At 70.3% G+C, this 19,506-nt stretch carries 18 protein-coding genes; 11 read left to right on the forward strand and 7 right to left on the reverse strand.

What is annotated here, in order from left to right:
• The first annotated feature begins 132 nt into the window (after positions 1-132).
• Complete coding sequence (locus tag C4T42_RS16775) at positions 133-1,467, forward strand: aspartate aminotransferase family protein (protein ID WP_103985466.1); 1,335 nt, start codon at positions 133-135, stop codon at positions 1,465-1,467.
• A gap of 226 nt (positions 1,468-1,693) precedes the next feature.
• A complete protein-coding gene (locus C4T42_RS16780; RefSeq protein WP_103985467.1) occupies positions 1,694-2,755 on the forward strand; it encodes an SDR family oxidoreductase in 1,062 nt (353 codons plus the stop codon).
• A gap of 110 nt (positions 2,756-2,865) precedes the next feature.
• Here the strand turns inward: C4T42_RS16780 and C4T42_RS16785 are convergent, their stop codons facing one another.
• Both C4T42_RS16785 and C4T42_RS16790 read right to left on the reverse strand, forming a co-directional pair.
• Positions 2,866-4,158, reverse strand: a complete 1,293-nt coding sequence (locus C4T42_RS16785) for an ArgE/DapE family deacylase (RefSeq protein ID WP_103985468.1) — start codon at positions 4,156-4,158, stop codon at positions 2,866-2,868.
• A gap of 99 nt (positions 4,159-4,257) precedes the next feature.
• Positions 4,258-5,148, reverse strand: coding sequence for a LysR family transcriptional regulator (locus C4T42_RS16790; protein ID WP_103985469.1), 891 nt, complete (start codon positions 5,146-5,148; stop codon positions 4,258-4,260).
• Positions 5,149-5,265: 117 nt separating this feature from the next.
• On the opposite strand from C4T42_RS16790, the gene C4T42_RS16795 reads away from it, so the two are divergent.
• The 4 genes from C4T42_RS16795 (at position 5,266) to C4T42_RS16810 (ending at position 8,278) form a co-directional block, all read left to right on the forward strand.
• Entirely contained in the window at positions 5,266-6,252 is a 987-nt protein-coding gene (locus C4T42_RS16795) for a nitronate monooxygenase (protein WP_103985470.1), read from the forward strand.
• A gap of 145 nt (positions 6,253-6,397) precedes the next feature.
• Positions 6,398-7,036 (forward strand): L,D-transpeptidase, encoded by a 639-nt coding sequence (locus C4T42_RS16800; RefSeq protein WP_103985471.1) that lies wholly within the window; start codon positions 6,398-6,400, stop codon positions 7,034-7,036.
• A 212-nt stretch (positions 7,037-7,248) separates the two neighbouring features.
• On the forward strand, positions 7,249-7,734 hold the full coding sequence (locus tag C4T42_RS16805; protein WP_012318087.1) for an SRPBCC family protein: 486 nt from the start codon (positions 7,249-7,251) through the stop codon (positions 7,732-7,734).
• 199 nt (positions 7,735-7,933) lie between these two features.
• Complete coding sequence (locus C4T42_RS16810) at positions 7,934-8,278, forward strand: hypothetical protein (protein ID WP_103985472.1); 345 nt, start codon at positions 7,934-7,936, stop codon at positions 8,276-8,278.
• 190 nt (positions 8,279-8,468) lie between these two features.
• On the opposite strand, the gene fdhE is transcribed toward C4T42_RS16810, so the two are convergent.
• The 5 genes from fdhE to C4T42_RS16835 form a co-directional block, all read right to left on the reverse strand.
• Positions 8,469-9,464, reverse strand: coding sequence for a formate dehydrogenase accessory protein FdhE (fdhE, locus tag C4T42_RS16815; protein ID WP_103985473.1), 996 nt, complete (start codon positions 9,462-9,464; stop codon positions 8,469-8,471).
• Positions 9,465-9,468: 4 nt separating this feature from the next.
• The gene (locus C4T42_RS16820) at positions 9,469-10,191 is read right to left on the reverse strand and encodes a formate dehydrogenase subunit gamma (RefSeq protein ID WP_103985474.1); all 723 of its coding nucleotides are present in this window, start codon (positions 10,189-10,191) and stop codon (positions 9,469-9,471) included.
• Between the two features lie 148 nt (positions 10,192-10,339).
• Positions 10,340-11,272, reverse strand: coding sequence for a formate dehydrogenase subunit beta (fdxH, locus tag C4T42_RS16825; protein WP_020092426.1), 933 nt, complete (start codon positions 11,270-11,272; stop codon positions 10,340-10,342).
• Positions 11,273-11,287: 15 nt separating this feature from the next.
• Positions 11,288-14,368 (reverse strand): formate dehydrogenase-N subunit alpha, encoded by a 3,081-nt coding sequence (fdnG, locus tag C4T42_RS16830; RefSeq protein WP_103985475.1) that lies wholly within the window; start codon positions 14,366-14,368, stop codon positions 11,288-11,290.
• A 153-nt stretch (positions 14,369-14,521) separates the two neighbouring features.
• Positions 14,522-14,863: a hypothetical protein gene (locus C4T42_RS16835; RefSeq protein WP_103985476.1), complete on the reverse strand. Its 342-nt coding sequence runs from the start codon at positions 14,861-14,863 to the stop codon at positions 14,522-14,524.
• A 224-nt stretch (positions 14,864-15,087) separates the two neighbouring features.
• Between C4T42_RS16835 and C4T42_RS16840 the strand changes: the two genes are divergently transcribed.
• From C4T42_RS16840 to C4T42_RS16860, 5 genes are all read left to right on the forward strand, one after another.
• The gene (locus C4T42_RS16840; protein ID WP_103985477.1) at positions 15,088-15,273 is read left to right on the forward strand and encodes a hypothetical protein; all 186 of its coding nucleotides are present in this window, start codon (positions 15,088-15,090) and stop codon (positions 15,271-15,273) included.
• A gap of 412 nt (positions 15,274-15,685) precedes the next feature.
• The gene (locus C4T42_RS16845; RefSeq protein ID WP_103985478.1) at positions 15,686-16,696 is read left to right on the forward strand and encodes a sulfate ABC transporter substrate-binding protein; all 1,011 of its coding nucleotides are present in this window, start codon (positions 15,686-15,688) and stop codon (positions 16,694-16,696) included.
• 11 nt (positions 16,697-16,707) lie between these two features.
• Positions 16,708-17,562 carry a sulfate ABC transporter permease subunit CysT gene (gene cysT, locus C4T42_RS16850; protein ID WP_103985479.1) on the forward strand — a complete coding sequence of 285 codons (855 nt, stop codon included), beginning with the start codon at positions 16,708-16,710 and terminating at the stop codon, positions 17,560-17,562.
• Positions 17,555-18,436, forward strand: coding sequence for a sulfate ABC transporter permease subunit CysW (gene cysW, locus C4T42_RS16855; protein WP_091682273.1), 882 nt, complete (start codon positions 17,555-17,557; stop codon positions 18,434-18,436). The genes cysT and cysW overlap by 8 nt, the downstream gene beginning before the upstream one ends.
• Positions 18,408-19,478: a sulfate/molybdate ABC transporter ATP-binding protein gene (locus C4T42_RS16860; RefSeq protein ID WP_234080988.1), complete on the forward strand. Its 1,071-nt coding sequence runs from the start codon at positions 18,408-18,410 to the stop codon at positions 19,476-19,478. Before cysW ends, C4T42_RS16860 begins: the two co-directional genes overlap by 29 nt.
• Positions 19,479-19,506: the final 28 nt, after the last annotated feature.

Genomic DNA, 19,506 nt, shown 5'->3' on the forward strand with positions numbered 1-19,506 from the left:
CGCAACGGTGCCACCCGCGGCCCCGATCCTGCAAGGGGTTGGCGGCGACCAGAAAAGGACTTGTTGCCCGATCGGTGAAGGTGTCCCCTGGTCCCGCCGCCGATCCGCGTCGCCCGTCCCGGAGAACCGCCCATGACCGACCATCCGCTCCGCAATACGCCCGCGATGGACGCCTTCTGGATGCCGTTCACGGCCAACCGCCAGTTCAAGGCGGCGCCGCGCCTGCTCGTCTCGGCCGAGGGCATGCACTACACCGCCGATGACGGCCGCAAGGTCCTCGACGGCTCCGCGGGGCTCTGGTGCGTCAATGCCGGCCACGGGCGGCGGGGCATCGCCGCCGCGGTGGAGCGCCAGCTCGCGACCCTCGACTTCGCCCCGACCTTCCAGATGGGCCACCCCGTCGCCTTCGAGTTCGCCGAGCGGCTGGCCGAGATCGCCCCGGGCGGTCCCGACAAGCGCCTCGACCGGGTGTTCTTCACCAATTCCGGCTCGGAATCGGTCGACACCGCCCTCAAGATCGCGCTCGCCTACCAGCGGGCGATCGGGCAGGGCACGCGGACCCGGCTCGTCGGCCGCGAGCGCGGCTATCACGGCGTCGGCTTCGGCGGCCTGTCGGTCGGCGGCATCGTGTCGAACCGGCGGGTCTTCCCGACCCTCAACGGCACCGACCACCTGCGCCACACCCACGATCCGGCCCGCAACGCCTTCGTGAAGGGCCAGCCCGAGCACGGGGCCGAGCTCGCCGAGGATCTGGAGCGGCTGGTGGCGCTGCACGGCGCCGAGACCATCGCGGCCTGCATCGTCGAGCCGGTAGCGGGCTCCACGGGCGTGCTGATCCCGCCGAAGGGCTACCTCGAGCGCCTGCGCGAGATCTGCACCAAGCACGGCATCCTGCTGATCTTCGACGAGGTCATCTCCGGCTTCGGCCGCCTCGGCGCGCCGTTCGCGACCGACTTCTTCGGCGTCGTCCCCGACCTCGTGACCAGCGCCAAGGGCCTGACCAACGGCACGGTGCCGATGGGCGCGGTCTTCGCCAGCCGCGCGGTCCACGACGCGCTGATGCAGGGCCCGGACGGGATCGAGCTGTTCCACGGCTACACCTATTCCGGGCACCCGATCGCCTGCGCGGCCGGCATCGCGACGCTCGACATCTACCGGGAGGAGGGTCTGCTCACCCGCGTCGCCGACATTGCCGACGACTGGGCGGCGGCGATCCACGACCTGCGCGGGCGCAAGGGCGTCATCGACATCCGGACCATCGGGCTCGTCGCCGGCGTCGAGCTGGCGCCGCGCCCGGACGCGCCGGGCAAGCGCGCCTACGACGTGTTCGTGGACTGTTTCGAGCGCGGCCTGCTCACCCGGGTGACCGGCGACATCATCGCCCTGTCGCCGCCGCTGATCATCGAGCGCGGCCAGATCGGCGAGATCGTCGACATCCTCGGCGCCGCGATCGACCGGGTCGCCTGAGAGCGCTCCCGTCTCTGCGAGCGGAGCGAAGCAATCCAGGGTCGCGCCATGATTCGAAACCGCGCGCTGCCCTGGGTCGCTTCGCTACGCTCGCGATGACGTGGGGCTCGCGATCACACAACCCTTGCGCGCCGCACAGGCGTCCCCGCCGCGCGGCGGGGTTGTCGCGACACCACCCGCGCCCATCTGCCCCGGACCCGGATTTGGGCCGGGCACGAGGGTTTCCATGTCGAACACCGCCCTGATCGTCGGCGCGAGCGGGATCGTCGGCAGCGCCACCGCGGCGCTGCTGACCCAGGAAGGCTGGACGGTCGCGGGCCTCGCCCGTCACCCGGTGCGGCAGGACGGCGTCGTGCCGGTGGCCGGCGACCTGCAGGATCCGGCCTCCCTGGCGGAGGCGCTCTCCGACCTCGCCCCGAGCCACGTGTTCCTCGCGACCTGGCAGCGGCGCCCGACCGAGGCGGAGATGATCCGCGTCAACCGGGCGATGGTGGAGAACCTGCTCGACGCGCTCCGCCCCAAGAAGAGCGTCCGCCACGTCGCCCTGGTGACCGGGCTGAAGCACTATCTCGGCCCGTTCGAGGCCTACGGCAAAGGCACCCTGCCGCAGACGCCGTTCCGCGAGGACCAGGGCCGCCTCGACATCGAGAACTTCTACTACGCGCAGGAGGATGCCGTGTTCGCGGCCGCCGCCCGCGACGGCTTCACCTGGAGCGTCCACCGCCCGCACACGATCATCGGCAAGGCGGTGGGCAACGCCATGAACATGGGCACGACGCTCGCCTGCTACGCCACCCTGTGCCGGGAGCTGGGACGCCCGTTCGTCTTCCCGGGCTCGGCCGCGCAGTGGAACGGCCTGACCGACATGACCGACGCGCGGCTCCTCGCCCGCCAGCTGCTCTGGGCATCGACGGAGCCGAGGGCCGCCAACGAGGCGTTCAACGTCGTCGACGGCGACGTCTTCCGCTGGAGCTGGATGTGGGGCCGGATCGCCGCCTGGTTCGGGATCGAGGCGGTGCCGTTCGACGGCACGCACCGGCCGCTCGAGCCCCGGATGGCGCAGGACGGCCCGGCCTGGGCCGAGATCGCGGCGCGCCACGGCCTCGCCGAGCCGGATCTCACCAAGCTGGCCTCTCCCTGGCACACGGATGCCGATCTCGGGCGGCCGATCGAGGTCGTCACCGACATGAGCAAGAACCGCCGCCTCGGCTTCACGACCTACCAGCCGACCGACGACGCGTTCTACGACCTGTTCGCCCAGCTCCGCGCGGACCGGCTGATCCCCTGACGGCGAGCACCGCCGTCATCGCGAGCGAAGCGACGCGACCCAGGGATGCACGATGCCCGTGAGCGCAGCGCTGCCCTGGATTGCTTCGCTACGCTCGCAAGGACGGCGGCTCACCCCGCCTTCCGCTCCGTCCCGCACCACTCGGCCACGAACAGCGCCATGGTGGTCGTGATCCGCTTCACCGAGGCGAGGCTGACCCGCTCGTCGAAGCCGTGGATGTTCTGGGAGGTCGGGCCGTAGCAGAGCGCCGGAACCCGGTCGTAGAGGGCGTGGACCCGGGTATCGAGATAGCCCGCCGTCATGAAGCTCTGGAGCGGCGACCCGATCGCCCGCTCGTGGGCGCGGCCGAGCACCGCCTCGGCCTCAGAGCCTTCCTCCAGCACGTAACCCTCAGCGAAGAAGCCGTTGAACACCACTCGCGGCGGGCTGTTGGCCAGGAACGGGTCGGTGCGGGAGAAGGACGCCACCGCGGCCTCGATCTCGGCGGCGGCCTGCGCGGCGGTGACGCCGGGGTAGAGCGCCACCCGGCAGTGGATCCGGCACCAGGCCGGGACCGAGGAGGCCCAGTCGCCGCCCTCGATCTTGCCGATGTTGAGGTTGATCGGGTGGTCCTCGGTCTCGAAATGCGGGTGCGCGGCCTTCTCGGCGTTCCAGCGGGCCTCGACATCGCGCAGCGCGCCGATCACCCGGTACGTGGCGTCGATGGCGTTGGCGCCGGCGCCCATCTCGCGGACATGGACCGGGACGCCCCGCACCTCGACGGTGAACCAGAGCACGCCGGTATTGGCGCGCACGAGCTTCTCGTCCTCCGGCTCGGGGATCAGCACGGCGTCGGCGCGGTAGCCGCGCAGATGGGTCATCAGGGCGCCGTTGCCGGTGGATTCCTCCTCGACCACCGACTGCACCGTCACGGAGGCCGCCGGCTGCAGGCCGAGGCGCGCCAGGGCGTCGAGGGCGAACAGGTTGGCGGCGTGCCCGGCCTTCATGTCGCCGGCGCCGCGGCCGTACATCCAGTCGCCCTGGATCACCGGATCGAAGGGCCGGTGGGTCCAGAGGTCGAGGGGCCCCGGCGGCACGACGTCGACATGGGCCTGCAGGATCAGCGAGCGCCCGGTCTCGGTGCCCGGCCTGTGGTGGCAGACGACGATCGGCGCGTCAGAATGGTGCGCGGCGTCGATCTTCGAGCCGCCCGGATGGGCCGCGATGGCGTCCCGGTCCATGGCGAAGCGCTCGGTGGCGTAGCCGCGGGCACGGAACTGGTCGAAGACGTAGTCCTGGCAGGCATGCTCCTCCCCGCGCAGGGACGCGAACCGGACGAGCGCCTGCGTGTGGGCGACCTGATCGGCGAAGCCCTCCGCCACGGAGGCTTCGATCTCGGCGGCGAGGGTGGGGTCGAGGGCCATGGAAACTCCGAACCGTCTGCGGCCGGGAGGAAGCGCCCGGGCCCGGGCCGCTGTCAACCGGCGGTTGCCGAGAGCATGGCGCGTGCCGGAACCGGGATCCTAGGTCACATCCGGGAGCGCCGTCCGCACCTGCTCGGCGAACCGCGCGAAGGCCGCGCTCGGCCGGTCGTCGGCGCGGTGGACCAGCAGCGTCGGGACGTGCCCGTCCCCGTCGGGCACCGGGTGAACCGAGACCCGGCCCGCGCGGCGCGCCGGCTCTGCCACGGCCCGCGGAACCAGGGTCACGCCCAGGCCGGCCGCCACGCAGCCGAGGATGCCGTCGAGGGTCCCGAATTCCATGCGTCGCACATGCACGAGGCCCTGGCGGGCCAGGAACGCCTCCAGGCGCCTCCGGTACGAGCAGCCGGCCCGGAACACGAGCACCTTCGCGTCGCGCGCCCGGGCCAGCCGGTCGAGCAGCGCCGCGAGGTCGCCGACGGCCGGGTGCGCCACCAGCACCAGCTCCTCCGTGAAGACCGGGATCCCGACGAGGTCGGCCTGCGCGACCGGGCCGGCCACGAAGGCCCCCTCCAGACTCCGGTCGAGGACCCGGGCGATCAGGTGCTCGGTCGGGCCGGTCTCCAGCTCGATGTCCACCTCCGGGTGACCCGCGGCGAAATCCGCGAGCGGGCCGGGCAGGCGCAGGGCCGCGGTCGTCTCCATGGCGCCGATCCGCAGGGGTCCGCGCGGCTCGCCCTCGGCCAGCAGGGCGTGGCGCGCCTCCGCGAGCAGCTGCCCGACCTGGAGCGCGTAGGGCAGGAGCCGCTCCCCCGCCCGGGTAAGCGTCACCCCGCGGCTGCAGCGGTGGAACAGCGGCACGCGCAGGGCCTGCTCCAGGGCGCGGATCCGGCCTGTGACGTTGGACTGGACGGTGTTGAGCCGCGCCGCCGCCCGCCCGATGCCGCCGGTCTCGGCCACCGCCGCGAAGAACATCAGGTCGGTGCTGTTCATGTCATCTGCTTTTCCGATGCCTTCCTTCAGAAGGAATCATTTTTTCCGCCATCGCGCGAGCGCTAATCCCTGGCGGGCGGCGCGCGCAACCGAGACGCTACCCGGGGGAGGGGATCCATGGCCTTGAGGACCAGACTCACCGACGCCTTCGGGCTGCGACACCCGATCGTGCTAGCCCCCATGGACCCGGCCTCGGGGGGTGCCCTCGCGGCGGCGGTGAGCGCCGCCGGCGGCCTCGGCCTGATCGGCGGCGGCTACGGCGACCACGCGACGCTCGACCGGGAATTCGCCCGCGCGGGCAATCAGCGGGTCGGCTGCGGCTTCATCACGTGGTCGATGGCCCGGGACCCGTCGCTCCTCGACGCGGCGCTCGCCCGGTCGCCCGCGGCCCTGATGCTCTCCTTCGCGGATCCCGCGCCGTTCGCGGACCGGATCCGCGCCGCCGGCGTGCCGCTGATCTGCCAAGTGCACACCCTGGCGCATGCGAGGCGTGCCCTGGAGGTCGGCGCGGCCGCGGTGGTGGCGCAGGGGACGGAGGCCGGCGGCCACGGCCTCACCGCCCGCGGCACCGCGGCGTTCGTCCCGGCGGTCGCCGACCTGATCGCCCGCGAGCGCCCCGAGACGCTGCTCCTCGCGGCGGGCGGCATCGCGGACGGGCGCGGCCTCGCCGCCGCCCTGGCGCTGGGGGCCGACGGTGTCCTGATGGGGACCCGGTTCTGGGCCAGCCGGGAGGCGCTGATCCACCCGGCCGCGAAGCAGCGGGTTCTCGCCGCGACCGGCGACGACACGATCCGCACGCAGGTCTACGACATCGCCCGCCAGCGGGCCTGGCCGAAGCCCTATACCGGCCGACTCCTGCGCAACGCCTTCATCGAGACGTGGCACGGCCGCGAGGACGCGCTGCGCGCGGCCTCGGCCGAGCGGCGCCGGGACGTGGAGGATGCCGACGCGGCGGGCGACTACGACGTCGCCAACGTCACGGTCGGCGAGGCCGTCGGGCTCATCGCCGACCTGCCGGGCGCCGGCGACCTCGTCCTACGCATCGCCGAGGAGGCCGAAGCCGCGATCCGCCGGATCTCCGGCATGGCCGCGGCGGCGCCGTGAGGGCGCCGCCAGGGTGCTGTGAGGGTGCTCAGCAAAGCGTGACTACGCAGGGTTGCCGCGGACCGGAACCTCGGTGTTGCCGACGGTTTAGCGTGACGGCAAACCGTCGCGGTTTCTCGAGGCGCGTCTCGAGTCGGAGTCGCTCATGCGTATCGGTCTGATCTCCGTCCTGTCCGGGCTGCTCCTGTGCGCGGGGATCCCCGCGACGGCCAGCGCGGACGTGCTCGTCAACGTCGACAAGACCACCCAGCGCATGGAGGTCTCCGTCGACGGCCAGCCGCGCTATTCCTGGCCGATCTCGACCGGCGTCGCGAGCTACGACACCCCGTCCGGCGCCTACCGCCCGTTCCGTATGGAGCGCACGCACTTCTCGAAGGAGTGGGATGACGCGCCCATGCCCTTCGCGATGTTCTTCACGACCCAGGGCCACGCCATCCACGGCACCAACCACGTCCGGAGCCTCGGGCGCGCGGCCTCGCACGGCTGCGTGCGCCTGTCGGTGCGCAACGCCGCGACCCTGTTCAACCTCGTGAAGAGCCAGGGCATGGGCCGGACGCGGGTGGTGATCGAGGGGGCGGATGTCCCGATGGCGGACCGTGGCCGGCGCGGCACCCGGCTCGCCCGGAACCGCAGCCCCTACGAGCCGGACGATCTGCTGGCAAACAGCGATCAGATGGGGCGCCGGTCGGTGCCGGCCTATTACCGCCCGGCGGCCCGGCCGGCCTACGCGCCCGCGACGGTCTACGGCTACCCGGCCGACGCCGACGAGACGGACGGCTGGTAGGCCGGATCGCGGCCCAGGTCGCGAGTATCGGCCGCTCGGCGCCACGACGGCCACTGCGCGCAGACGATCACCGACCGCGTCGTCTGACCGCGAAAGTCATGTGCCGCCGCTCCCGCCCATTGCCGAGCGCGCCCTCCCGGCCTAGCTCCTGCGCGGCCATCAGAGCCTGCGCGGCCCCTGCCGCGACCTGAGACGGACGGAGACACCCCGAGATGCCCTTCGCTTTCTGCCGGTCCCTTCCCCTCGCCGCCCTGGCGCTCGCCGCGGCCACCGTGCCGGGCTACGCCCTCGAGGTGACGCGCTCGGCCGACATCGCCGCGCCGCCGGCCAAGGTCTGGCAGACCATCGGCGAGTTCTGCGGCATCGGCGACTGGCACCCCGCCATCGAGAAGTGCGTCCTGTCGGACAAGGACGGTATGAAGGTCCGCACCCTCAGCCTCAAGGGTGGCGGCACCATCAAGGAGGAGCAGGTCTCCCGCGACGACAAGGTGATGAGCTACACCTACACGATCCTCGAGAGCCCGCTGCCGGTCTCGGACTACAAGTCGACCCTCTCGGTCGCCCCCGCCGGCTCCGGCTCGAAGGTGACCTGGACCGGGACCTTCAACGCCAAGGGCGCGCCGGACACGGTCGCCACCGACGCGATCCAGGGCATCTACGATTCCGGCCTGAAGGCGCTCGCCGACAAGGCGAAGTAAGCCCGTCACGATTCGGAGCGCGCCGCCGACGCCGGATGCCGGCGGCGCGCTCCAAGTCCCTCCGGCAACAGCGGAATCGCGCGTTCGCGGCGAACCGCGTCCCGCGCTGCGCGCCCCTTCGGCATGTCGCCGGGGCGATTGACCCCTTGCCAAGCTCGGCCCAGAACCTCGGCGGCGCGGCCCCTCGCGCCCCAACAGGATGATCGCCGTGCCCGCGTCCCGCCTCCCGATGCGCCTCAGCCTCGTCGCCCTCGCCGTCGCGGCGCTGGGCGCCTGCCAGCAGCGCGCCACGCCCGCGGTGACGGAGCCTTCGCCGATCGTGCCGGCGCCCCTGGCCCTGCCCACGGGCAGCGGCTGCGGCCCGGAGATCGCCCGCACGAAGGCTATCGTCGACAGCGACGTGGCCACTGGCAACCTCAACAAGCCGGTGGGCGACCGCTTCAGCGCCGACCTCGCCCAGGCCGCCGCGGAATGCTCGGCCGGCAAGTCAGGCGAGGCCCTGCACCTGCTCGCCGCCGCCAAGAGCCGCTACGGGTACCGCTGAGCGCGGGGTTCTCCGGTTTCGCCGCGTCGCAGCGTCGCGCTCTCGATCCTGCAGGCGCGTCCAACCCATCCCCTCATCGTGAGGTGCCGGAGCGCAGCGGAGGCCTCGCGATCGCCGGCGCTCTCCGTCGAGGCCCGCCGACGCGGTCACCTCAGGATGCGGCCGTCGGTTCGGACAGGCGCATCCCGCGCTAGATCACGAACAGCAGGTTCAATCCGGCGCGCCGGAACCCGTCCTCGGCGATCTTCAGATCGAGCCCGTAGGACGCGATGTCGTCCGCCACCGGGTCGAGGGCCGGCGCCCGGTGCTGGTGGAGGTGCTTGATGTAGCTGTGGCAGGTCGTGCAGGTCTCGACCTGAACGTCCTTCGAGACCTCATCGAGCCCGTAATAGCTCACGTTCTCGCCGTCACCGCAGGCGGTGCAGCGGATCCGGACGTGGTTCCAGTACGTGCCGCAGACTGAGCAGCTGAGATACCGGGCCTTGTCGGCCGGGGTCCAGGAGACGATGACGCTCGCCACCGGCGCGCCGCCGCAGCACGGGCAGACGCCGTCCGCGACGGGCTTCAGCGTCCGCGTGTCGAGGCGCGCGGCCCGCTCGGCGAAGCGCACCTGCAACGCGGCTGAGACGAACAGGCATTCGGCGATCCGGTCGACCGGCAGCGCGCCCTCAAAAACCTGCACGGCGAGATCGCGGCGCTCCTCCGGCGCGGCGGCCCGCAGGGCATCCCGCGCCGCGGCCGAGGCCTCGGGCGCGGTCGCGAGATCCAGCGCGTCGAGCAGCGCCAAGAGGCACGCGTCGAAATCCTGGTCGGCCTCGAGGCTGTGCCGCGACAGCGGCGGCATGCCGTGCTCGCTCCGCAGCGCCTGATCGGCGGGATCCGGCGCCGGCGGGGCCGGAAACCGTGCCTGGATCGCCGCCTGGGCGCGGGCGACCTCACCGACGAACCGGAGATAGGCCTCCAGCGGGTGCCCGGGCGCGGCCTCCGCCAGGCGCGCGGCCCGGTCGGCGAACAGCGTCGCGGGATCGGGCAGGCGCACGAACGGGACCGAGCCCGAGATCCCGATCTTGTCGGGATCGGGCTTGAGCTCGCTGAAATCCCGGCGGCGGGGCTTCGGGGCCTCGGCGGGTTTCGGGGTCTTGTCCGCGGCCGGAGCCGCGGGTTTCCGCCTGAAGAAGTTGGCCACGCGATCAGGATCCGCGCTTGTCCACCGAGCCGCGGCGCGCCGGGCCGCCGGCCATCTGACGGAACCACTTGCGGTGATGCCGGTAGGCCCAGCCGCCCGTGACCGTGCCGCGGACCATCGCCCGGCCGGTGCCGCGCACCCAGATGCCGGCGTAGACGTGCACCACGATGATCGCGATGGCGATGACGGCGGCCAGCGAGTGCGCGAGCAGCGCCCAGCGCTGGGTCTCGATCGAGGTGAGGCCGCCGAAATAGGTGTTCCAGATCACGAGGCCGGTCACGAGCATCACGCCGATCAGCGCGGTCTGGCCCCAGAACACGCCCTTCTGGCCGGCATTGTACTTGCCGAGCTCCGGCAGCCGGTCCTCGCGGTTGGTGACCACGTCGCCGATCTTCTTCGACCACTCGACATCGTCCTTGTTGGGGATGTTGAGCCGCCAGAAGCGCACGAACAGGAAGAGGAAGCTGATCGCCAGCGCCACGCCGAACCACGGGTGGATCGCTCGGGTCGCCTGCCCGCCGCCGAACAGGCCGGTCAGCGAGAACAGGTAGGGCGTGAACATCGCCAGCCCCGAGAGGGTCAGCAGCGTGAACAGGATCGCGGTGATCCAGTGATTCACGCGCTGCACGCCGGTGTAGCGCGGGACGTACATCACCTCCGGCGCCTCGGACTTGGCGTGGTGGAGGGGGCGGGAATCGCCGTCCCGGACATCGTTCTGGATCGTCATCGGCCTTCACTCGCCTGACGGGGCCGCCCGTCGCGGCGGGCGGGCCGTGAAACTCGAAATCGGGTCGGGCGCCCGAGCCGTCTCCGCCCTGCCGAAACCGTTCGGCGCGGCGCTCCCTCCCCCCGCGGGGGAGGGAGACCGTCGCGTCTCAGTGCGGCCGGGCCTCCCCGCCATTCTCCCGGCGCTTGGCCTCGTCGTACTCGACCGCCTCTTCCTCCTCCTCGGGCACGACCTCGTTGGGGCCGGCCGTGACGTAGTGGAAGAAGCCCGCCACCGCCGCGAAGCCCATCGCGGCGAGACCGAACACCTTGGCGCCGCCCTTCCAGAAGGCGACCAGCGGCGAGATCTTCGGGTCGTTCGGCAGGCCCGCGTAGAGGTTCGGCTGGTCGGCGTGGTGCAGCACGTACATGACGTGCGTGCCGCCGACCCCGGCCGGGTCGTAGAGGCCGGCATGGGCGAAGCCGCGCGACTTCAGGTCCTCGACGCGGTCGTGGGCCTGATCGATCATGGCCTGCTTGGTGCCGAACATGATCGAGCCGGTCGGGCAGGCCTTGGCGCAGGCCGGGGCCTGCCCCACCGCCACCCGGTCCGAGCACAGGGTGCACTTGTACGCCTTGTGGTCGGTCTGGCTGATGCGCGGGATGTTGAAGGGGCAGCCCTTCACGCAGTAGCCGCAGCCGATGCAGTTCTCCTCGATGAAGTCGACGATGCCGTTGGAGTACTGCACGATCGCGCCGGGGGACGGGCAGGCCTTCAGGCAGCCCGGCTCGGTGCAGTGCATGCAGCCGTCCTTGCGGATCAGCCATTCGAGGTTGTTGGTCTCCGGGTTCTCGTACTCGGTGAACCGCATCAGGGTCCACGACTTCGGCGTGAGGTCGTGGGGGTTCTGGTAGGTGCCCGTGTTGACACCGATGTCGTCGCGCAGGTCGTTCCACTCCTCGCAGGCCGACTGGCAGGCCTTGCAGCCGATGCACTTCGACACGTCGATGAGTTTGGCGACCTCCACCTGACGGCGGATCTCCGGCGGCGTCTCCGTGGAGGCGGAGCGCTGGCGGATGTCGAGGGAGCTGTAGTCAGCCATGTCTGCCGCTCCCCCTTACGCGACCGCGTCCGACGGAGGCGTGGTCGGCTCGATGTTCACGAGCCAGGCCTTGAACTCCGGCGTCTCGGTGTTCGCGTCGCCGACGACGGGCGTCAGCGAGTTCGGGTGCCATCCTTTCTTGGTGTGGCCCATGAAGCCCCAGTGCTGCGGGATGCCGACGACGTGGACGGGCTTGCCGTCGCAGATCAGCGGCTTGATCCGCTTCGTCACCACGGCCTTGGCCTTCAGGGAGCCGCGCTTCGACCAGACGCGGACCCAGCCGCCCTTGGCGATGCCCTTCTCCTTGGCGAGCTCCTCCGAAATCTCCACGAAGGCTTCCGGCTGGAGGATCGCGTTGATCCGGGCGTGCTTGGTCCACCCGTGGAAGTGCTCGGTCAGGCGGTAGCTCGTCGCCGCGTAGGGGAACTCCTTCGCGTCGCCGAGGTCGGCGAGGTCGTCCTTGAAGATGCGGGACGCGGGCGCGCCCTTGATCTTCGGGAAGGCGAGGTTGGCCACCGGGGACTCGAAGGGCTCGTAGTGCGTCGGGAACGGCCCGTCGCGCATGAGACCGCGGGTCCACAGGCGGGCGACGCCCTCCTGGTTCAGGATGAACGGGCCGACGCCCTTATCGGGGGCGACGGTGACGCCGTAATCCGGCACGTCGAAGCCGATCCACTGCTTGCCGTTCCACTCGATGAGCTTCTTCTTCTCCGACCACGGGCGGCCCTCGGGGTCGCACGAGGCGCGGTTGTAGAGCACGCGCCGGTTGGCCGGCCACGCGAAGGCCCAGTTCGGCGCGATGCCGCGGTCGCCGGGATCGGTGTTGTCCCGGCGGGCCATCATGTTGCCCTTCTCGGTGTAGCAGCCCGAGTAGATCCAGCAGCCGCAGGCGGTCGTCCCGTCGTCCTTGAGCTGGGCGAAGCCGTCGACCTGCTTGCCCGCCGGGATGATCGTCCCGTTGAGGTCCGGCGTCGGCGCCAGCGTGTAGCCGTTGAGCTCGCGGGCGAGCTCGGTCGGCGTCGGCGCCTCGGCGATCGCGTAGTCCCACTTCAGATTGACGATCGGGTCCGGGAAGGCCCCGCCATCCTTCTTGTAGGCCGCCTTCATGCGGAGGAAGATCTCCGACATGATCTCGATGTCCGAGCGGCACTCGCCCGGCGCCTCCTGCGCCTGCCAGTGCCACTGCAGCCACCGGCTGGAGTTCGACAGCGAGCCTTCCTCCTCCACGAACAGGGTGGTCGGAAGCTCGAACACCTCGGTCTGGATCTTGGTCGGATCGACGTCGTTGTACTCGCCGTGGTTCTCCCAGAACCGGGCCGTCTCGGTCTTGAGCGGATCCATCACCACGATGAACTTCATCTTGGAGAAGGCTTCCGTCATCTTGGCGCGATTCGGGAACGACAGCAGGGGGTTGAAGCCCTGGATGACGTAGCCGGTCATCTTGCCCTGCTTGGCGAGCTCGAATCCGCGCAGCACGTCGTAGGTCGGCACGTCGAGCTTGGGCAGGTAGTCGTACGCCCAGTCGTTCTCCTTGGTAGCCTTGTCGCCCCACATCGCCTTCTGGAACGAGACGAAGAATTTGTTGTAGTTCTGCCAGTAGCTCGTCTGTCCGGGACGCAGCGGCTTGAACTGCCGCTTGGCGATGTAGCTCGCGTAGTCGGGCTCCTTCTCCACCGGGATGTTCAGGTATCCGGGGATGAGGTTCGACATCAGCCCGATATCGGTCAGCCCCTGGATGTTGGAGTGACCGCGCAGGGCCTGCATGCCGCCGCCGAGCACGCCGATGTTCCCGAGCAGCGTCTGCACGATGCACATCGAGCGGATGTTCTGCGAGCCCTTGGAGTGATGGGTCCAGCCGAGCGCGTAGAGCGAGGCCATCGACTTCTCGGGGGAAGCCGTCGTCGCCATCAGCTCGCAGACCTTCAGGAAGGTCTCCTTGGGAGAGCCGCAGATTTTCTCCACCATCTCGGGCGTGTAGATCGCGAGATGCTTCTTGAGGAGCTGCATCACGCAGCGCGGATGCTGCATCGTCTCATCGACCACGGCGTAGCCGTCGGGGCCGATCTCGTAGTCCCAGGTGGTCTTGTCGTAGTCGCGCTTGTCGGCGTCGTAGCCCGTGAACAGCCCCTCGCTGAAGTCGTAGCCCTCGCGGACCACGTACCCGGCGTTGGTGTAGGCGGAGACGTAGCGGTGCTGCAGCTTGTCGTTGTCGAGCAGGTACTTGGCCACCCCCGACAGGAAGGCGATGTCGGTCCCCTGCCGGATCGGGCAGTAGAGATCGGCCACCGACGCCGTACGGGTGAAGCGCGGATCGACGACGATCAGCTTGGCATTGTTATGGGCTTTCGCCTCCACGACCCACTTGAAGCCGCAGGGGTGGGCCTCGGCGGCATTGCCGCCCATCACGGTGATCACGTCCGCGTGCTTGATGTCCATCCAGAGGTTGGTCATCGCACCGCGTCCGAAGGAGGGCGCCAAACTGGCGACCGACGGACCGTGTCAAACTCTGGCCTGATTATCGAAGACCAGGGCCCCCATGCTTCGGACTGTCTTGTAGGTCAGCCACGCCGTCTCGTTGGTGGTGGCCGAGGCCCCGAGGAAGCCCATCGTGGTCCAGCGGTTGACCGTGAGGTCGCCGTTCTTGGCCACGAAGTTCTTGTCCCGGTCCTCCTTCATGAGCTGCGCGATGCGGTCGAGGGCAAAGTCCCAGGACACGCGCTTGAACTCGGAGGAACCCGGGGCGCGGTGGAGCGGGTACTTGGTGCGCGTCTCGGCGTGCACGAAGTCGAGCAGCGCCGAGCCCTTCGGGCAGAGCGTGCCGCGGTTGACCGGATGATCCGGATCGCCCTCGATGTGCATGACCGAGGAGCGCGCGTTCTTCGAACGGTCCCCCAGGCTGTAGAGGATCACGCCGCACGCGACCGAGCAGTACGGGCAGGTGTTGCGGGTCTCGCGCATCTGCGCGAGCTTGAACGGCCGCACCGCGGCGGCCATGGCGGGCTCGAGTCCGCCGAATCCGAGCGCGCCCAGCGAGCCGCCAGCGAGGCCGGCGCCGGCCCCCTTGAGCAGGCCACGCCTTGAGACCTGGACCGTCATCTCCGCTCCGTAAAAGCGATCTGGTATAATTCCAAGCTGTCCCAAAAAAGCGTGCGCGAGGCAAGTGCGGTTGCGTGACACAGCAAGTTGCCGTGTCTCAGCCGAAGCAACACGTTTGTCGCACCGGCATCATCCTGCATGAGAACGGTTTTTTTACTTGCTGGGATTGGCCGGATTGGTGCCTGACGGGCCGGCCGTGCGGTGCTCCAGGGGCGCCTGCGGCTCGGTCGCGGAGGTGCCGCCGGGCTGGGCCGGCGGCACGGGACGGTCGGCATTCTCCTTGATCGAGTTGCCGCCCGGGTCCGGCGCGTCCTTGGCGGCCGACTGCTCCCGCGGCACCGGGGCCTGGCTCCAGCCGTCCTGCGCGCTGCGGGACTTGTCGCCCATCGCGTCGACGCCCTTGATCTCGCCCGGCTTCGTCTGCGCGAGACAGGGCGACGCCACCGTCGCGAGACCGAGGAGCACCGACATCATCAGGGGAATCGAGCGGGACACGGGGCGCCTCCTGGCAGCAGGGGGAATGCGGGGAGAATGGCAGCGGGGGATGAACAGCGGGGAATGCCCGGGCAACGTAGCCTTCGCGGCGGCAGTTCCGGCCTGCGACACCGACCCGGCACGGGGCACCGGGATCGCGTGGCGGCAGCGCGGCCGCGGCGGTGACGGCTCCTTAACCAAACCTTGCAACCGTACGTGTCCACAGGTGCGAGGATTTCCCGGTCATGTCGAAGCCGCATCCCGAACGCCCCTGCGAGAACGAGCGGTCGGTCGACGCGCCGCCGCTGAGCTCCGACATCCGGCGCCATCTCGGCCAGAACCTGCGCGCGCTCTTCACCGACACGCTGGCGGCCCCGGTCGACAAGCGGCTGGAGGCCCTGATCGCCCGGCTCGACAAGCCGAAGCGCTGACCCGGACCGCCGCCGGTTGGGGAGCGGAGGATCGCCGTCATGCGGGCAACCGCGTGCGGCGCGAACCGCCGACGGCTCTCGCCGGCCCGCGGAATGCCGTCCGATGTGCGCTAGAGCACTTAAGATCGTTCGTTCTGAGAAACCCGATTCCGCGCAGGAAATCTTCTCCATCGGCGACACCAGAGAGAAGATCCATGCGTTCTGATCGTCTATTGCCCTGAGTTATCTTGCATTTCCGGCACGATCGTCGATCCTGATCGCGTTACGGCATCACGCGGGTCCACACCCGAGGCTTGACTTCGTTCGGTAAAAAGAACGATTTCGCGCCTCCCGGGGACGCCTGTCCCCTGCGTCGCAACCGCGGATGGCTGGGGGATCGGACGTGATGACGAACGCTTCAGGTCTGGGCCGGATGGCTCGGGCGATCGGGCTGACCCTTCTGGCCGGAGCCGGCCTGCTGACCTGCGCGCTGCCGGCCGCGGCCGAGACCGCGCTCCTCAACGTCTCGTACGACCCGACCCGCGAGCTCTACCGCGAGATCAACGCCGCCTTCGCGGAAGAGTGGAAGGCCAAGACCGGCGAGGCCATCACGGTGCGGGCCTCGCACGGCGGCTCGGGCGCGCAGGCGCGCACGGTGATCGACGGGGTGGACGCCGACGTGGTCACCCTCGGCATCCCGTCCGACATCGACGCGATCGCCAAGCTCACCCACAAGATCCCCGAGGATTGGCGCAGCAAGCTGCCGAACCAGGGGACGCCCTACACCTCGACGGTGGTGTTCCTCGTCCGCAAGGGCAACCCGAAGGGCGTCAAGGACTGGGACGACCTGGTCAAGCCCGACGTGAAGGTGATCACCCCGAATCCGAAGACCTCGGCGGGGGGGCGCTGGAACTTCCTCGCCGCCTGGGGCTACGCCTACGGGAAGGATAAGGACGCCGCGAAGGCCGACGCCTTCGTCGGGCAGGTCTACAAGAACGTGCCGGTGCTCGACACCGGCGCCCGCGGCTCGACGGTGACCTTCGCGCAGCGCGGCCTCGGCGACGTCCTGCCGACCTGGGAGAACGAGGCCTACCTCGTGCTCCAGGAATTCGGCGCCGACAAGTTCGACATCGTCTCGCCGCCAACCTCGATCTACGCCGAGCCGCCTGTGGCCCTGGTGGCGGTCAATGCCGAGCGGAAGGGCACCACCAAGGCGGCCCAGGCCTATCTCGACTTCCTCTACGGCGACCGCGCCCAGGCGATCTTCGCCAAGCACCATTACCGGCCGATCCGCCGGGAGGCGGCCGCCCCGGCGGACCTCGCCCAGCTGCCCGAGATCAAGCTGTTCAAGATCGAGGACCTCCAGGGATCCTGGGACGAGATCCAGAAGCGGAACTTCGACGCCGGCGGCCTGTTCGACCGTCTGAGCCGGGCCGGCCGCTGAGGCATCAGATCATGGTCCAGACGCCCCGTCCCCGTCGGACATTCCGACGGCCGAGCGTGATCCCGGGCTTCGGGATCAGCTTCGGCTACACGCTGACCTGCCTCGGCCTGATCGTCCTGCTGCCGCTGGCCGGACTGGTGGTGAAGGCCTCGGGACTCGGCCTGTCGGGCATCTGGGAGGTCGCCACCGATCCGCGGGTCGCGAGCGCCCTGCGGATCAGCTTCGGCGTCTCGGCGATCGCGGCGCTCGTCGCCTCGGTCTTCGGCTTCCTGGTGGCCTGGGTGCTGACCCGCTACCGCTTCCCGGGGCGCAAGCTGGTCGACGCCGCCGTCGACCTGCCCTTCGCGCTGCCCACCGCGGTCGCCGGCATCGCGCTCGCCTCGCTCTACGCGCCGGACGGGCTGCTCGGCGCGCCGCTCGCGCGCCTCGGAATCCAGGCGGCCTACACGCCGGTCGGCATCTTCATCGCCATGGTGTTCATCGGCCTGCCCTTCGCGGTGCGGACCGTGCAGCCGCTGATCGCCGAGATCGACAAGGAGATCGAGGAGGCCTCGGCCACCCTCGGGGCGACGCGCCTCGTCACCCTCACCCGGGTGGTGCTGCCGCCCCTGATCCCGGCGGTGCTCACCGGCTTCGCGCTCGCCTTCGCCCGGGGTGTCGGCGAGTACGGCTCGATCATCTTCATCGCCGGCAACCTGCCCTACGTGTCGGAGATCGCGCCGCTGCTCATCGTCATCAAGCTCTCCGAGTTCGACTACGGCGGCGCGGCGGCCATCGCGACGATCATGCTCGGGATCTCGTTCCTGACGCTGCTCGCCATCAACCTCATCCAGGCCTGGTCACGGCGGCGGTTCGGCTATGTCTGAGATCTTCTCCCCCGCCTTCGTGCCGGCCGCCAAGCCGGCCCCGGTCGCCTCGGAAGGGGTCGGCGTCCGCGCGGTCCTGATCGGGATCGCCGTGGCGTTCCTGGCGCTGTTCCTGGTGCTGCCGCTGTTCGCGGTCTTCCTCCAGGCCTTCTCGAAGGGGCTCGGGGCATTCCTAGACGCGTTCCGGGAGCCCGACGCCTGGAGCGCGATCCGCCTGACGCTGACCGTGGCGGCGATCGCGGTGCCGTTCAACGTCGTGTTCGGGCTGGCCGCCTCCTGGGCGATCGCCAAGTTCGAGTTTCCCGGCAAGGCGCTGCTGATCACCCTGATCGACCTGCCGTTCTCGGTCTCTCCGGTGGTCTCCGGCCTGATCTACGTGCTGCTGTTCGGGTCCCAGGGCCTGTTCGGCTCCTGGCTCCTCAACCACGGCGTCCAGATCCTGTTCGCCCTGCCGGGGATCGTCCTGGCGACGGTGTTCGTGACCTTCCCGTTCGTCGCCCGCGAGCTGATCCCGCTGATGCAGGAGCAGGGCACCGCCGAGGAGGAGGCGGCGCTGACGCTCGGCGCCTCGGGCCTGCACGCGTTCCGGACGGTGACGCTGCCCAATATCCGCTGGGGCCTGCTCTACAGCGTGCTCCTCTGCAATGCCCGGGCGATGGGTGAATTCGGAGCGGTGTCGGTGGTGTCGGGCCACATCCGCGGCCTGACCAACACCATCCCACTCCACGTGGAGATCCTCTACAATGAGTACAACTTCGTCGCCGCATTCGCCGTCGCTTCGCTCCTCGCCGTCCTTGCCCTCATCACCCTCGTCCTCAAATCCGTCCTCGAATGGCGCTTCGCGGGTGAGCTCGCGCACGGCCGGGCACACTGATCGCCCCTCCACGGCGATCCGGGTCGAGAACGTCTCGAAGACGTTCGACACGGCGGCGGTGCTGCACGACCTGTCGCTGGACGTGCGGGCGGGCGAGCTGATCGGGCTCCTCGGCCCGTCGGGCTCGGGCAAGACGACGCTGCTGCGGATCATCGCCGGGCTCGACGCGCCGGACCGGGGCCGGATCCTGTTCGGCGGCGACGACGCCACCGGCCTGCCGGTGCAGGAGCGGGCCGTGGGCTTCGTGTTCCAGCACTACGCCCTGTTCAAGCACATGAGCGTGGCCGACAACATCGCCTACGGGCTGAACGCGCGGCGCCGCGCCGACCGGCCGGCCAAGGCCGAGATCAAGCGCCGGGTCGGCGACCTGCTCGACCTGATCCGCCTCTCCGGGTTCGGCGACCGCTACCCGTCGCAGCTCTCCGGCGGCCAGCGGCAGCGGGTGGCGCTCGCCCGGGCCCTCGCGGTCGAGCCGCGGGTTCTCCTGCTGGACGAGCCCTTCGGCGCTCTGGACGCCCAGGTCCGCAAGGACCTGCGCCGCTGGCTGCGCGAGATCCACGACCGCACCGGCCAGACCACGATCTTCGTGACCCACGACCAGGACGAGGCGCTGGAGCTGTCCGACCGCGTGGCCGTGCTCGATCGCGGCCGCCTGGAGCAGGTCGGCACGCCCGACGAGGTGCAGGAGAACCCGGCCTCCGCCACCGTGATGAAGTTCCTGGGCGATTCCGTCGAGGTGGAGGCGATCGCCGAGGGCGGCCGGGTGCTGGTCCGGGGCCGGGAGACGCCGGTCGCCGCGCCCGCCAGCCTGTTCGGCCCGGTCAAGCTCTACGTCCGGCCCTGGCAGCTGCAGCTCGCCGAGCCCGAGGCCGCGCACCTATCTGGCACCGTGCGCAGCTCGTACCGGACGCAGGGGCGCCAGCGGATCGAGGTGGCCGACGCTGAGGGGCGCGTCCTCGCCGTGGAGGATTTCGACGGCGTGCGCTACCCGGCCGGCCACCCGGTCGGCCTGCGGATCAACGGCGGGCACGTGTTCGGGTGAGGCTCGCCAGCGGCCGCGCGGCACCCTA

The organism is Methylobacterium sp. 190mf (assembly GCF_900107945.1).
Classification (GTDB): Bacteria; Pseudomonadota; Alphaproteobacteria; order Rhizobiales; family Beijerinckiaceae; genus Methylobacterium.

Bases quoted from the DNA above. Each gene is read 5' to 3' on its own strand.
- C4T42_RS16775 (WP_103985466.1), top strand. From the start codon at position 133: ATGACCGACCATCCGCTCCGCAATACGCCCGCGATGGACGCCTTCTGG.
- C4T42_RS16780 (WP_103985467.1), top strand. From the start codon at position 1,694: ATGTCGAACACCGCCCTGATCGTCGGCGCGAGCGGGATCGTCGGCAGC.
- C4T42_RS16785 (WP_103985468.1), bottom strand. From the start codon at position 4,158: ATGGCCCTCGACCCCACCCTCGCCGCCGAGATCGAAGCCTCCGTGGCG.
- C4T42_RS16790 (WP_103985469.1), bottom strand. From the start codon at position 5,148: ATGAACAGCACCGACCTGATGTTCTTCGCGGCGGTGGCCGAGACCGGC.
- C4T42_RS16795 (WP_103985470.1), top strand. From the start codon at position 5,266: ATGGCCTTGAGGACCAGACTCACCGACGCCTTCGGGCTGCGACACCCG.
- C4T42_RS16800 (WP_103985471.1), top strand. From the start codon at position 6,398: ATGCGTATCGGTCTGATCTCCGTCCTGTCCGGGCTGCTCCTGTGCGCG.
- C4T42_RS16805 (WP_012318087.1), top strand. From the start codon at position 7,249: ATGCCCTTCGCTTTCTGCCGGTCCCTTCCCCTCGCCGCCCTGGCGCTC.
- C4T42_RS16810 (WP_103985472.1), top strand. From the start codon at position 7,934: ATGATCGCCGTGCCCGCGTCCCGCCTCCCGATGCGCCTCAGCCTCGTC.
- C4T42_RS16820 (WP_103985474.1), bottom strand. From the start codon at position 10,191: ATGACGATCCAGAACGATGTCCGGGACGGCGATTCCCGCCCCCTCCAC.
- fdxH (WP_020092426.1), bottom strand. From the start codon at position 11,272: ATGGCTGACTACAGCTCCCTCGACATCCGCCAGCGCTCCGCCTCCACG.
- C4T42_RS16840 (WP_103985477.1), top strand. From the start codon at position 15,088: ATGTCGAAGCCGCATCCCGAACGCCCCTGCGAGAACGAGCGGTCGGTC.
- C4T42_RS16845 (WP_103985478.1), top strand. From the start codon at position 15,686: ATGGCTCGGGCGATCGGGCTGACCCTTCTGGCCGGAGCCGGCCTGCTG.
- cysT (WP_103985479.1), top strand. From the start codon at position 16,708: ATGGTCCAGACGCCCCGTCCCCGTCGGACATTCCGACGGCCGAGCGTG.
- cysW (WP_091682273.1), top strand. From the start codon at position 17,555: ATGTCTGAGATCTTCTCCCCCGCCTTCGTGCCGGCCGCCAAGCCGGCC.